This is a genomic window from Halobacteriovorax sp. GFR8 (assembly GCF_050955245.1).
In the GTDB taxonomy this organism is placed as follows: domain Bacteria; phylum Bdellovibrionota; class Bacteriovoracia; order Bacteriovoracales; family Bacteriovoracaceae; genus Halobacteriovorax_A.
Window position 1 is genome coordinate 1,739,670 of the sequence record NZ_JBPBLR010000002.1, and the last position, 13,334, is coordinate 1,753,003.

Consider the following 13,334-nt stretch of genomic DNA (forward strand, 5'->3'; position numbering starts at 1 on the left):
AAATAAAATCAGGAGACAGTTATGCACAGTAACCTATGGATCGAAGAAAGATATAAAGATTTTTACGGAATGAGATATAAAGTAGAGAATGTTCTTTACTCAAAGAAAACTGAATTCCAAACAGTAGATGTTGTCGAAACAAAGGGGCATGGAAAAATGCTTCTGAACGACGGACTAGTAATGGTAACAGAAAGAGATGAGATCGCTTATCACGATATGATTTCGCACGTGCCGCTTTTCGTTCACCCAAATCCAAAAAACGTACTTGTTATCGGTGGTGGTGACGGTGGAACAGCAAGAGAAGTTCTTCGCCACTCTTCAGTTGAAAAATGTACAATGGTTGAAATTGATGGTGCCGTTTGTGAAGCATGTATGGAGTTCATTCCACAAACTGCCGAAGTTCTTAAAGGCCACCCAAAACTAGATCTAATCATCGGTGACGGTGTTAAATTTGTTCAAGAAACGACAGAGAAATTTGATGTTATCATCATCGACTCAACAGATCCAATCGGACCTGCGGCCCCTCTATTTGGCCCTGAGTTTTACACAAATGTGAACAAGTGCCTTGCCGATAACGGTATCGTTGTTTCTCAAGGGGAATCTCCTTGGTTTGAAGCAGAAATTCAAAAGAGCATGCTAGGTGTTCTAAATGGTATTTTCAAAAATACATTTATCTATAACTTCTCTAACCTAACTTACCCAGGTGGACTGTGGTCATTTACCTTTGCAACAAAAGGTGACACTCACCCAATCAATGACTTTAGAGAAGAAGCGGTAGCAGCAAGTGGACTTGAGTTCTCTTACTACAACGCTGGCCTTCATAAAGCAGCTTTTTACCTGCCAACATTTATGAAGAAAAACCTTGAAGGGCTAATCCAAAACCCTTAGGAAACGAAGGACCTAAAATGCAATACTGGCTCTTTAAAAGCGAACCTGATGCTTTCTCAATTGATGATCTCGCAAGACGTCCAAAACAAACGGAATCTTGGGATGGAGTGAGAAACTATCAGGCACGTAACTTCATGAGAGATGAAATGAAACTTGGCGACAAGGTCTTCTTCTATCACTCAAGTTGTAAGGAGCCAGCTATCGTAGGCCTTGCTGAAGTCGTTAAAGAATCTCATCCAGATAAGACACAATTTGATGAGAAATCGAAATACTTTGACCCAAAGGCCACAAAAGAAACTCCACGCTGGTTTCTTGTTGATATCAAATTTCTAGAAAAATTTTCTAAAGCATTAACGCTAAAAGAAATGAAAGTAGATAGTCGCTACGATGAGATGCCTTTAGTTAAGAAAGGCTCTCGCCTATCCATTATGCCAATCCCTAAAAAGATAGCGGCAACAATTTTAAAAGATATTTCTTAGAAAATTTTAAAGACTAGAGTTTGTAAAAACTCGCGCCCGAAAGTTGTATAACTAAGAAATAAAGTCACAAAGGACAAGACAAGTCCAATTGTAAAAAAGCTTAGTATAACAAGGCCGGTGCGCCCTATAAGTGCCTTAATCGGCTGTTTATAATAAAGAGACAGATGTGAGAGATCATTATGTCCATGAACACCACCAAATTTATACTCCTGAACACCGCCACCTTGTGTGTCTTCAGATGTATTTAAATCGACATCAGATAGGTCCTGAATTGGCATTTCCCACAACTCCTCACACCAGCTTTGTCCGCTGATATGAAGAGTATCGGTAAATGCTTAAATTATTTTAATATTTCGATTATTGAATAATCTGAGATTCTTGAGATATGTGATTAGTAGCTGAAATTACAGTATTTTCTTCAATTAGTTCAGAGTCATCATCACGGCCAATTGTTTCTTCAACTAAATCCATTTTAGTTGCCATAATTTCACTTGCCGCCTCAATTTGTCCTCTAACTTCTTCAATCTCACAAGCAATATCTTGTTTTGAATCTAAGTAAGAATCAATCTCATCACGGCACATAGATAGTTTTTCAATTAGTTGATCCTGATTTCCACGGTAAGTTTCTTCAAGATTTGAAAGTAGGCCAATTACATTATTGAAGAATTTTGCAAGATTACGGCTTAGTCCTTCGAGTTCACTACTACTCTGAGTCATTTCAGAATCATTGAGTAAGCTTGCTTGAACATCAACACGAAAGCTTAGTGTCTTAAGTTGAAAGATAATATCTTTCATATCTTGGAATTCATTCATAAACTTTTCAAAAGTTTCCTGAAATTTAGAATCCCCTTCTTCTGTTTCAATCTTAGCATCACTTTGCTTTGGCAGCTCCTTAATGAACTCAAGAGCTCTTTCTCTTAACTCATTAACTGAATCAACAATAGGCCCCATTCCCTTGTGCCCATCATTGATCACAAGAAGTTGGTCCTTAATATCTTCCATCGTATTTTGAAGTTCAATATTTATTAATTCAAATTGAGAGATTTGCTCTTTTTGACTCTCAACGGCTTCCATTTCTTGTGAGAGCTTGATTTGAAGTGACTTCTTACTATCTTTTAATTCTTTAATTTCATTTGTCAGCCTTTCAACTTCCAGGCGAAATAATTCACTATCATTAAAAAGACGCATTTTTGCGTAATACTCTTTAATCATAGGAATGATAGCAACGATAGCAAGAACACCTGCTACAACCATAAAAATAAGATTGTATAAGCTTCTTGTAATTAGCCAATTATAGATAAGAACACCATGTGTCATTAAAGATAGTGCGCATATAATGATGTAATTCGATTTTGAAGTTGGTGATTTTGGTTGTTTTGGTGGTTTGATTGAATTCTTTTCAATTTTTAAAGACATGTTATCGATCCCTGACAAACTTTCTTTTAATAATACAATAATTATCAAACACTAAAGTAAGTAAGTCAATTATCAGAGACCGATAATTTTTAACAACTTATGACAGTTTTATTTTAAGTAAGTATAGCTTTTGAGACAATCTTCATAGAAGTCTACAAGAGACACACCATCACGAGGACGGATTCTTCCACGCGATACCTGGCGGTCAATATAGCGTTTTACCTTGAATGCCATAAACTCCGGGTTGTACTGCATTGTTGAAAGAACCTGACGTGCAGAATTTCCTTCAACAGTCTCTTCAATATAAAAGCCCTTTGGATCGTCACTATCTGCATAAACGTGAACTTCGTTAACACGTCCAAAGAGATTATGCATATCACCCATTACATCTTGATAGGCTCCAGTTAGGAAAATTCCAATGCGATACTCCTCACCTTCATTAAGTTGATGAACAGCAATTGTCTTTTTGAAACCTTCATCTGGATCATAGAAGCGGTCAATCTTACCATCACTATCACAAGTGATATCTGCAAGAGTTGATCTCTTAAGGGGTTTTTCATTAAGACGTGTTAGTGGAACAACAGGAAGTACCTGTTCAATGGCCCAACTATCACATGCAGATTGGAAAACTGAAAAGTTACAAAGGTATTGTCCACTTAGCGTATTTTCAAGGTCCTGCATTAGTTCCGATTGAAAATCTTCTTCAGGAACTAGTGAATTAATTTCTTTAAGAATACGCAGGTGCATTGTCTCAATTTTCGCACGTTCCTCAAGCTCAAGAATCCCAAGCTTAAAAGCATGAATTGAATCAGTCTTAATTTTTAAAGCGTCATTGTATGCTTCTTGCCAGTTCTTCGTTTTCTCTAAAACCTCACCAACTTGTCTCATTTCTGTAACAAGATTATGTTCGCCGGTTTCTTGCTTAGTTGAAAACTCAATCTTTGTATTATCAATTTCACCAATAATATTAGTGATAACACAACTGTGGTGTGCCGTGATTGCGCGCCCACTCTCAGTGATAATATGTGGATGCTCAACACCCTCTAAATCACATACAGACTTTAGTCCGTAAACGATATCTGTAATATAATCTGTAATTGAATAATTAATTGATGAATCGTTTGTCGAATTCGTCCCGTCGTAGTCAACACCAAGTCCACCACCAACATCAAAGTACTGCAGAGGAGCTCCAATCTTTTGCATCTTACAATAGATACGAGAGCCCTCTTCAATTGCTTCTTTAATCGAGCGAATATCAGTAATTTGAGATCCAATATGAAAGTGAAAAAGCTTTAACATATCCAAGCGGTCATGCTTTTTTAGGAACTCAATCGCTAGGATAATTTCTGAAGTCGTTAAACCAAATTTCGCTTTATCACCACCACTTGACTCCCATTTCCCGCGGCCCTTAACAGACATGCGGCCACGAATTCCAATAAATGGAATAACCCCATGTTCCTTACCTAGTTCAACAAGCATACGAAGCTCAGAGAATTTTTCGATAACAACAAAAACTTTACGCCCAAGCTTTGCGCCAAGAATGGCAAGCTTTAGATAGTCGCGATCTTTATAGCCATTTAAAACTGTAAGAGAGTCGGCGTTATTATTATAGGCAAGGGCCGAAAGAAGTTCAGGTTTAGAACCAGCTTCAAGCCCGTAGTTGTAGCGAGAACCAGCATCAACAATTTCTTCGACTACTTCTCTCATCTGGTTTACCTTTACAGGGTAAACACCAAAGAACTTCCCACGATAATCTTCATCATCAATTACCTTTTGAAAGGTATTATTTAAAAGCTTTACTTGTGAGCGTAAAATATCATGAAAACGAATTACTAAAGGAAGTTGAATTCCTTGTTCTTTTGCTTCTTCAATAACGTCATTAATAACGATTCCAACATTCTTATTAGGGTTTGGAGTCGCTTTAAGTTGTCCATTTTCTTCGATCTTAAAATAACCATTACTCCACTTACTTACGTTGTAGAGGCGGTCAGAATCTTGAATTGTCCAAGTCTCATTTGTCATTTCTTAAATTTCCTTTTCTTACTAAGACTTCGTTTTGCTCGTTAGAAGTAAGATCATCTCCCTTACAACTTTCGCAGCAAAAACAGAACTATTCCCAGAAGAGTCAATCTCTGGAGCTAGCTCAACAATATCACAACCTACTATATTCTTTTCTAGTAGGATTTTTACAAAACTAATAAATGAATGAAAGTCTTCTCCACCTGGCTCCGGTGTTCCAGTTCCTGGAAAGAAGCTTGGATCAAAGTAGTCCAGATCAAGAGTTAAATAAACAGGACGATCAGCAGGGATCGCACGAACTCGGTCTAAGAACTCTGCGCGAGACTTTGCAATTGTTCCATTCTCATTCATATACTCATATTCTTCTTTCGTACCAGAGCGAATTCCATATTGAATAAGACTATGCTTTGGCCCAAAGTGATCAAGGCTTCGCTTAATAATTGAAGCATGTGAGTAGTGGTAACCAAGATAACCATCACGAAGATCAGCATGCGCATCTAGATGAATTAAAACAAGGTCTTCAAAGTCATGAAGATACTTTTTAATTGGAGCATAAGAAATTGAATGCTCTCCACCAAGAGTCATAATTTTAATATCGTTTTCTTTTAAATTAATGTGATCAAAATTCTCTTCGAAACAAGCTGTCGCAACCTTCCAACTCTCCTCCTGTTGATCCGCAACCGGAAGGTTTCCAAGATCGTAGAAAGTGCAATCTTCTGTAGAAAGATCAAGATATGGTGAATAAGTTTCGATACCATCGGAAACTTCTCTTAAAGCATCTGGCCCTAAGCGTGTCCCTTTTCTGAAACATGCAGTTCCATCAAAGCCAAAACCAACAAGATTAACACTATGAGGTCTTACTTCGTCAGTAACAATTGCCATATCGTAAGGCGTCTGTGGGGCCTCTAGGCCCGCTAATTTCCATAAGTTCTTTTCCATAGGCTACTAATAAATCCTAATGGAATTTGAGTCAATTTAAATTGATATGAAAGTGTAAAAAAGTGGCCCAAAATTGCTTTTAAGTCACTAAAATGACTAAACTTTAATCAATCTGATTCTTTCTGGCCGTAACTTCAGTACGAGTCATTGGAGCATGGAAAACTGCGAAGTCAATTGACTCACGAAACATCTTCCAATACTTCTTATGATTGCGGTTATCACTTGAAGGAAGCTCAAGTGTATAAGTTGGTATCTTTCTCTCATTACCAGCATAGTTTCCTAAACTTCCAGGAAAGAAAGGATAGTTCTTCACACGATATCCATTGGCCTTCTTACTCATTGTATTAAGAAGTTCTTCGGCCTTTAGCGCAAGCCCATCCTCTTCATGAATATGATTAGAAACCACTGGCCCATCATAGTCGAGAATCGTTAATGGGGCGTGAACTGTAATAATCTTATTTGGGTTATAACGTGAGATAATATTCACTTGAAAGATCGTCTCTTGTTCTGAGTTTGCAACCTTTCCAGGATACCTGCGCTTGGCAGCTCCATAGCGAGTCTTCCATAAGTGTAGGGCCTTCTTCTCCCAATCCCTAGTCGGAAAATTTCTATTAGGATCAATCCCACGCGAGTTTGTTCTCGTTGGCCTTCTCTTAAAGAACGAGTCTGGAGAGACAATTGGGGCAACAGCAACAAGATTATCTTTTAACTTCTTTTGTCCTTCAATCGTAGCAACCTCATGATAAAGGTGGTGTAAAATATCGAAACAAAACTTGATAGGAGTGATTTCGTCACCATGAACACCACATAGAACTAAAGTCATATTCTTAGGCTCTTGCTTGTGTTCTTCCTCATCCCCAAAAACTGTCCACATAATTGGACGGCCTTGGTGCGTGTCTCTAACGTGAATCCATTTATAAGACTCACAGTGAGACTTCCCCCATCCATACTTATTGAATTTCTTATCAATATCGCCACAAAATGACTTAACACGCTTTGTATTTTCAACAGTTGAAAATTCATTCTTATGAGAGTGATCTGTGAAATCTAAATTTTTACTGACTGCTTCTTTCTTAGGATGCTCAATTCTTTTTCTTGCGACTTCACCTTGCTGGCCAACTTCTGGTGCACTTGATGTCTCATGTCCATGTTGGTTATTTTCAATAACCTCAACACCAGAACAAGAAAGTAAAACGATAAATAAAGAAAATAGAATTGTGTAATTAAATTTTGAGAATCGATTCATAGCTACCATTAAGGCCAAATTAATATAGTGTTATAATATCATATATAATTTATAGATATTCAATATTTTAGTGAGATATTACGCAATATGAAAAGCCAAAACTTACTCATTTTGACAACCAACCCAAGGCTTTATGCCTGTACTCAACTCGAAGCAGCGATCACAGAAGCGACTCATTCGTGCCGATACTCTGATCCTTACTCCGTAACTAACCAGGAGTTGGCCTGGGCCGATGTTGTAATCAATCGTAACACAGGATTGAACTATAATGATGATGACCTTGAAAAATTGGCCATACTCGACAGACAAAAAATCATTAATCCTCTTACTTGTTCACGTATACTAAGGGATAAGTTTGAACAGTGGTTATTCTTTAAAGAGGTGCTTGGTCTATCTCAACTAATTGAGACCTATTCACTTAAGAAGACCCCTACCTACGCCAGCAAGCAAAATAAATGGATTATCAAAACAACGCGAGGTCAGCAGGCCAAGGGTGTCTATCCATCAACAGATATCATTAATGATCGAAAGAAGTTAATTGATAAAGGAGATCTCAACTATATCATCCAGCCCTATATTGAATTGAAGTCTGAATGGCGAGTTCTGCTATTCAAGGGCATATCTTCAAAGAAAGTAGAAAAACTCATTATTAGAAAATTACCAAAGAATTCACAAAATGATTTTCATATTCTAAATTTTGCTTCTAGTAGCTGTGAAATTATCCAAGAAGACAAGACACCACAACAAGTACTTTCCATCGCACACACAGTTGCAGAAAGTCTCGACTTCTACTTCATCAGTATTGATATCTTGGAGGAACAAGTAGGCGGCTTTCGTCTAATCGAAGTCAACGGATGCCCTGGAATGGCCCATAGTGACGAACTACTCCTCACCTCAAAGTATCAAATGACCATGGCACAGCTCTTTACGAAGAAAGTCATAAATAACTGAAATCACATTTCAGAAACCAAATATATTTATCACGTGTCAATTTTTTGTTTGATTATTAAAACTTTTGACGATAAGATCAAATGAGGAGACAAGTTAATGTATATTTGTATATGTAACGCCATTACACAAGATATGCTCGATAATGCAATCAAGCAGGGACAGACAGAGAAAGAGGTTATCAATAGCCTTGGTATCGGTAACTCATGTGGTGTTTGCTTATTAGAACAAGTTTCTGCAGGCCTTGCGAAGAAAAACCTTAAAGCTAATCAGAAAGAGCTGGCCAGTGAAGTTAAGAATAACTTAACTACAGTCAAAAAATAAAATCCTTGAAACACATCCCAATCTTCTATAGCATTAATCCATAGTAAATTATTGAAAGGGATTAATCATGAAAGGTGATCAAGACGTAATCAAAGCATTAAATAATGTTCTTACAAAAGAATTAACGGCCATTAATCAATACTTTCTTCATGCAAGAATGCTTGAGGACTGGGGACTCGATAAGATTGGCCACCTTGAATACAAAGCAAGTATCGATGAGATGAAATACGCTGATGAAGTAATTAAGAGAATTCTATTCTTAGAAGGACTACCTAACCTTCAAAAGCTTGAAAGAATTAGAATTGGTCAAAACGTGAAAGAGATCATCGAAGCAGACCTTGAAACAGAAGCTGAAACTGTACCTTTGCTAAAAGAAGCAATTGAGCTTTGTGAAAAGAAGCAAGATTATGTTTCTCGTGATCTTTTATCTAAGATCCTTGACTCAGAAGAAGAGCACGTTGATTGGCTTGAAACTCAACTATCACTTATTGAGAAGGTTGGAATTGAAAATTACATGCAATCACAAATTGAAATGAAAACTGGACACTAGTCCCTAGTTTAAATAAAAGACAAAAAAGCCTCGCTTAGCGAGGCTTTTTTTTATGTACAGGATGTACGGTATGTCTGCGGGAGGCAGGAGCCGGAGCAGACTACGCTTTTTCTTCGATTGGTTTTGGAAGTCTAGCAATCATAAGAATTGGAATGATCAAAAAGATACTTCCCAGATAATATGGTGCTGCTGAACTATAGCGCCAATAGACAAGAGATGCCACGATTGGCCCAATAACTCTTGCTAATGCTCCAAGGGATCTAAAGACACCAATAACATGCCCCTGACTTTGTGCCGGTGAATACATCGAAACAAGTGAAGTTAAGCATGGGATTACTAGAGATGATCCAACAGCTAAGAAAAAGAGACCAGCATATACGAGCCAAGAAGATTCAGCTAGGCCAATGAGAACAAGGCCTGGAATAATTGTCACAAGACCTTGAAGTGCCATACGCTTCTCACCTACTGTATGGGCCTTACGGCGAACATATCCACCTTGAACAAGTGCTAAGATAAGTCCAATAAAGATAAACATATAAGCGTTATCCATTGATGAGTAACTTAATCTTTCAGCTGCAAGGAAAGTTAGCGTAAATTCCATCCCACTAAATGCTAGTAGAAATAAGAAGTAACCAAAGTTTGTTAGGTTAACACCTTTATATGGAAGTGGCTTAAAAAGTGTAATTGGATTTGCACTTCGCTCACTCTCATGTTTTCCACGTTTTTCTTCTGGTAGTGTTTCATCAAATTTATTAAATAAGTTGATTAAGTTAAATAATGAAAGAACACCTGCCACAATTGCGGCCATCGAAAATGGATTCACGCCGTAATCAGCAAGTACAGGGTAGATCTTAGTTAGATCAAATAGAGATAAAATCCCACCCATTGCAGGCCCAATGATGAATCCTAGCGCGAAGGCAATACCAATAGTGGCCATCCCTTTCGAGCGGTTCTTATTAGTTGTCACATCGGCCACAACAGCAGTTGCTGTCGAGATATTTCCACCCATGATCCCGCCAATAAAGCGAGCAATAATTAGGATCGTAAAATTACCTGCAACGGCCCAAAGAACATAACTGATAAACAAACCAAAGACTGAAACTAGTAGTACAGGCTTTCTTCCGATACGATCTGATATTGTACCCCAAATTGGTGCGGCAACAAATTGTAATAGTGAATAAAGTGCTCCAAGCGCACCACCAAAGAGTACGATGGCCGAGAAGTTACTTGCTCCTCCAGCTTGAGTTAGTGTATCGATAGAGCCAAAGATAGCTTTTAAGAAAACATTATCAGCATCAACAGTTAAGTAATACTTAGCAAGTGCTGGGAATAGCGGGAAGATAATCGAGAATCCCACAAGGTCTAAGAATAAAGTTAAAAAGACGATCTTAAGCGACTTCTTAGCATTATCACTTAATGGCTCCGATTCCATTGTTTGCTTTGGCATATCCATGTATTTTTCCTCTTCTAATTGATACTCTATTTTTTCAACATCTTTTGGGTTTTCACAAAGTGTTTCAACGTAATTAGCAAAGCCTTTGGCCCAATTTTCATCATCATTCAAGCATTCAATTGCATGAATGTGAGTACCATACTCTTCAACTTCTTCTTGTAGCTCAGTTCCAATCTCATCAATAGTTTCTAAGCAATCAGCAACGAAGGCCGGGCAATAAACGGCAATATTCTTTGCGCCACCTTTTGCAAGATTCACAGTGTATTCATCTGTATATGGAGTCAACCACTCTTCACTTCCAAAGCGAGATTGGTAAGTCATGTGAATTTTATCTGACTCAATTCCAACCACACCTTGCTTAATAAGCTCGAAAGTTTCAAAGCAGTGCTGATAGTATGGGTCTTTCTTATAGATAACTCTCCTCTTTGGGATTCCATGAAAAGAGATCACTAATTCATCAATGCTTTCATTGGCAAGTTTCTCATTAATTTTTGCAATTGAGTTATCAATAAAAGCATGGAGACGGTGAAAATTTGTAATCACTTCAAAGTTTGGAATTCTAACTTTCGTCTCTAAAAGTTTTCCAAAGAAATCAATTCCACTGGCAATTGTTGATTCCGAATATTGCGGAAACATTGGTATGACAATTAACTTTTGAGCTGGATCTTTTCTCTCATCAAGCTCTTTTTCCCACTTTGCATAAACGTCAGCAACCTTAGGTCCACAAAGTAAGAAGGCATGTTCGACTTCAATATGCTCAGGAGTTAACTCATTCACTCGATGAGTAAACTCACGAGTAATTCTCGTTAATGGAAACTCACTTCCTTCCCAAATTCTTTTATATAATGCAGCTGACCTCTTTGGCCTAAATGGGAGAACAAAGAGATTTAAAATTATTTTCCAAACTCTTGGATCAATATCGACCACTCTTGGGTCTGCCAAGAATTCTTTTAAGTATTTTCGTACATGTGATGTTGACGGAGACTCGGGAGATCCAAGTTGAACAAGAACAACTTTAGTAACCTTGTGCCCACCTTTTTTACCAGCTGGAAATGTTAAATGATCATGACGCATTGCCATTGTTCCTTGATAGTGTTAAATTAAGTAAATATAACCTATCAAAATAATTCAAGAGAGTCGATAAATGTCAGCATCGAAAAAATCTATTAAACAAACCAAAACAAAATCAAAAGCTAAACAATCTCCAAAAGGGAGAAATGTAAAAGAGCTGGATGCCTTCGCACTAGGTTCAGCAAATACAGAATACCCTGACACATATGCTCCAGAGGTTCTAGAGGCCTTTGACAATAAGAATCCAGGAAGTGATGCTTGGACGACATTTGTGTGCACAGAGTTCACATCTTTATGCCCAAAAACAGGTCAGCCAGACTTTGCTCGTATCTACATTAATTATATTGCAGATAAAAAGATGGTTGAGTCTAAGTCTTTAAAGCTATACCTATTCAGCTTTAGAAATCACGGTGACTTCCACGAAGATTGTGTGCAAAAAATTTGTGACGATTTAACAAAGCTTATGAAGCCAAAATACGTTGAAGTTATTGGTGAATTCACACCTAGAGGTGGGATTTGTATCTACCCATATGCCTCAAATTCCAACAATAAGAAGATTTATAAGGATATTCGTGCAAAAAGATTTAGCGAATATGCTCCAGGTAAGTATACAATGGACTTATCTAAAATTTATTAATTTAGCTTGAAATGAGGAAAATATGAGCCTTGGAATTACAGAAAGTTTAATTATCCTAGCTATCATTATTCTACTATTTGGAGGTAAGAAGCTTCCAGAACTTGGTAAGTCTCTAGGAAAGGCCATTACAGGCTTTAAGCATGGACTTAAGGAAGAAGATCAGCAGGACAATACTAATACTGCCAGCAAAATCGAAGACCAAACAAAGAACGTAAATAAGAATAGCTAGATTCTAATTTTGTAGAACAGTTATTACCTGCTTAAGGGTAAACGGTTTTGGTAGAATTCCACTAACACCTTTACCCTTAATCGTATCAGAATTAATCGAACAATCACCAGTTGCAAGAATAAAAGGAGGCATCTTCTCTTTTAGAACTCCCTTTGCTTGCGAGGCAAGCTCCATCCCATTCACTTCTGGCATTTGGTAATCCGAGATAACATGCGAATACGTATGTTCACCTAGAGCACTTAAGGCAGCACTTGCATTTGCACAAGCATCGACCTCGTAGCCTTCCATCTGTAAAGCATCTTGTAAAAGCTCTAAAATTTCAATTTGGTCATCTACCAATAGAATACGTTTTACTTCTGGATTTGGTGAAATAGACATTGATTCAATCATATATATGCTCTCTTTTGTTTAAACAAAAATAAAAAAACCTATCTTTCGATAGGTCTTTTTAAAACACAATATTTGTTGATTCAAGTAAATTATTCTATAATTTCTAAAACAGATCTTTTTTTCAACTTTGTTGAAGCAGCATTAAGAATAGTTCTTAGTGCGCGAGCTGTTTTCCCTTGCTTCCCAATAACTTTACCAAGGTCAGTTTTATCAACCTTAAGTTCGATAACTGTTGTTTGTTCTCCAACAATCTCGTTTACTTCTACTTGCTCTGGCATATCAACTAATGCGCGACTAACTGTATCGATTAAGTCTTTTAACTCACTCATCATGAACTCCTTCTACAAAAATGCCGTTTATGCTTTTTTAAATGAAAAACAAAAATTACTAGTTAAGAGTAACTTTGTTCTTCTTTAGAAGTGTTCTTACAGTATCAGAAATTGTAGCACCTTTACCAATTAGCTCAGAGATTCTCTCAGCTTTGATATCGATAAGGTTATTTTCTTTAAGTTGTGGGTTATATTGACCTAATTTCTCGCTGAATTTTCCGTCTCTTGCATTTCTTGAGTCAGCTGCAACGATTGTGTAAATAGGCATGTGAGTTCTACCACCGCGTTGTAATCTAATTGTTAACATTAAGTACTCCTACATCAATTTGTAACGCTTATAATAAATATATTAAATAATTCCTAAATAAATAATTGATTTTAAAAAGATAAGCAATATCTTTTTTCAAATTTTTAAT

16 protein-coding genes are annotated in these 13,334 nt (G+C 37.2%); 7 read left to right on the forward strand and 9 right to left on the reverse strand.

What is annotated here, in order from left to right; translation table 11 throughout:
• The first annotated feature begins 21 nt into the window (after positions 1–21).
• Positions 22–888, forward strand: coding sequence for a polyamine aminopropyltransferase (gene speE, locus ACRXC1_RS08750; RefSeq protein WP_392911850.1), 867 nt, complete (start codon positions 22–24; stop codon positions 886–888).
• 17 nt (positions 889–905) lie between these two features.
• Positions 906–1,367, forward strand: coding sequence for an EVE domain-containing protein (locus tag ACRXC1_RS08755; protein WP_392911852.1), 462 nt, complete (start codon positions 906–908; stop codon positions 1,365–1,367).
• Here ACRXC1_RS08755 and ACRXC1_RS08760 read toward each other — a convergent pair.
• The 5 genes from ACRXC1_RS08760 to ACRXC1_RS08780 all read right to left on the reverse strand — a co-directional run bounded on the left by ACRXC1_RS08760 (position 1,364) and on the right by ACRXC1_RS08780 (position 6,987).
• A complete protein-coding gene (locus tag ACRXC1_RS08760) occupies positions 1,364–1,645 on the reverse strand; it encodes a hypothetical protein (RefSeq protein ID WP_392911854.1) in 282 nt (93 codons plus the stop codon). The two genes, ACRXC1_RS08755 and ACRXC1_RS08760, sit on opposite strands and share 4 nt — an antisense overlap.
• Before the next feature lie 79 nt (positions 1,646–1,724).
• On the reverse strand, positions 1,725–2,783 hold the full coding sequence (locus ACRXC1_RS08765; protein ID WP_433658113.1) for a hypothetical protein: 1,059 nt from the start codon (positions 2,781–2,783) through the stop codon (positions 1,725–1,727).
• 108 nt (positions 2,784–2,891) lie between these two features.
• Positions 2,892–4,805: a biosynthetic arginine decarboxylase gene (speA, locus tag ACRXC1_RS08770; RefSeq protein WP_392911858.1), complete on the reverse strand. Its 1,914-nt coding sequence runs from the start codon at positions 4,803–4,805 to the stop codon at positions 2,892–2,894.
• Positions 4,806–4,826: 21 nt separating this feature from the next.
• Positions 4,827–5,741 carry an agmatinase gene (gene speB, locus ACRXC1_RS08775; RefSeq protein WP_433658115.1) on the reverse strand — a complete coding sequence of 305 codons (915 nt, stop codon included), beginning with the start codon at positions 5,739–5,741 and terminating at the stop codon, positions 4,827–4,829.
• 103 nt (positions 5,742–5,844) lie between these two features.
• On the reverse strand, positions 5,845–6,987 hold the full coding sequence (locus ACRXC1_RS08780) for a M14 family zinc carboxypeptidase (RefSeq protein ID WP_392957781.1): 1,143 nt from the start codon (positions 6,985–6,987) through the stop codon (positions 5,845–5,847).
• 87 nt (positions 6,988–7,074) lie between these two features.
• Between ACRXC1_RS08780 and ACRXC1_RS08785 the strand changes: the two genes are divergently transcribed.
• The 3 genes from ACRXC1_RS08785 (at position 7,075) to bfr (ending at position 8,809) form a co-directional block, all read left to right on the forward strand.
• The gene (locus tag ACRXC1_RS08785; protein WP_433658118.1) at positions 7,075–7,938 is read left to right on the forward strand and encodes an ATP-grasp domain-containing protein; all 864 of its coding nucleotides are present in this window, start codon (positions 7,075–7,077) and stop codon (positions 7,936–7,938) included.
• A 96-nt stretch (positions 7,939–8,034) separates the two neighbouring features.
• Positions 8,035–8,259, forward strand: a complete 225-nt coding sequence (locus ACRXC1_RS08790) for a (2Fe-2S)-binding protein (protein ID WP_433658120.1) — start codon at positions 8,035–8,037, stop codon at positions 8,257–8,259.
• A gap of 67 nt (positions 8,260–8,326) precedes the next feature.
• Complete coding sequence (bfr, locus tag ACRXC1_RS08795; RefSeq protein ID WP_103217041.1) at positions 8,327–8,809, forward strand: bacterioferritin; 483 nt, start codon at positions 8,327–8,329, stop codon at positions 8,807–8,809.
• Between the two features lie 100 nt (positions 8,810–8,909).
• Here bfr and hemH read toward each other — a convergent pair whose 3' ends face one another.
• Positions 8,910–11,336, reverse strand: coding sequence for a ferrochelatase (hemH, locus tag ACRXC1_RS08800; RefSeq protein WP_433658122.1), 2,427 nt, complete (start codon positions 11,334–11,336; stop codon positions 8,910–8,912).
• Positions 11,337–11,406: 70 nt separating this feature from the next.
• On the opposite strand from hemH, the gene queF reads away from it, so the two are divergent.
• A complete protein-coding gene (queF, locus tag ACRXC1_RS08805; protein WP_433658124.1) occupies positions 11,407–11,970 on the forward strand; it encodes a preQ(1) synthase in 564 nt (187 codons plus the stop codon).
• A 22-nt stretch (positions 11,971–11,992) separates the two neighbouring features.
• Complete coding sequence (locus tag ACRXC1_RS08810) at positions 11,993–12,199, forward strand: twin-arginine translocase TatA/TatE family subunit (protein ID WP_392911870.1); 207 nt, start codon at positions 11,993–11,995, stop codon at positions 12,197–12,199.
• A 3-nt stretch (positions 12,200–12,202) separates the two neighbouring features.
• Here the strand turns inward: ACRXC1_RS08810 and ACRXC1_RS08815 are convergent, their stop codons facing one another.
• From ACRXC1_RS08815 to rpsP, 3 genes are all read right to left on the reverse strand, one after another.
• Positions 12,203–12,589, reverse strand: coding sequence for a response regulator (locus tag ACRXC1_RS08815; protein ID WP_392911872.1), 387 nt, complete (start codon positions 12,587–12,589; stop codon positions 12,203–12,205).
• An 89-nt stretch (positions 12,590–12,678) separates the two neighbouring features.
• Positions 12,679–12,918, reverse strand: coding sequence for a KH domain-containing protein (locus ACRXC1_RS08820; protein ID WP_021267274.1), 240 nt, complete (start codon positions 12,916–12,918; stop codon positions 12,679–12,681).
• Between the two features lie 58 nt (positions 12,919–12,976).
• On the reverse strand, positions 12,977–13,225 hold the full coding sequence (gene rpsP / locus ACRXC1_RS08825; protein WP_103217036.1) for a 30S ribosomal protein S16: 249 nt from the start codon (positions 13,223–13,225) through the stop codon (positions 12,977–12,979).
• Positions 13,226–13,334: the final 109 nt, after the last annotated feature.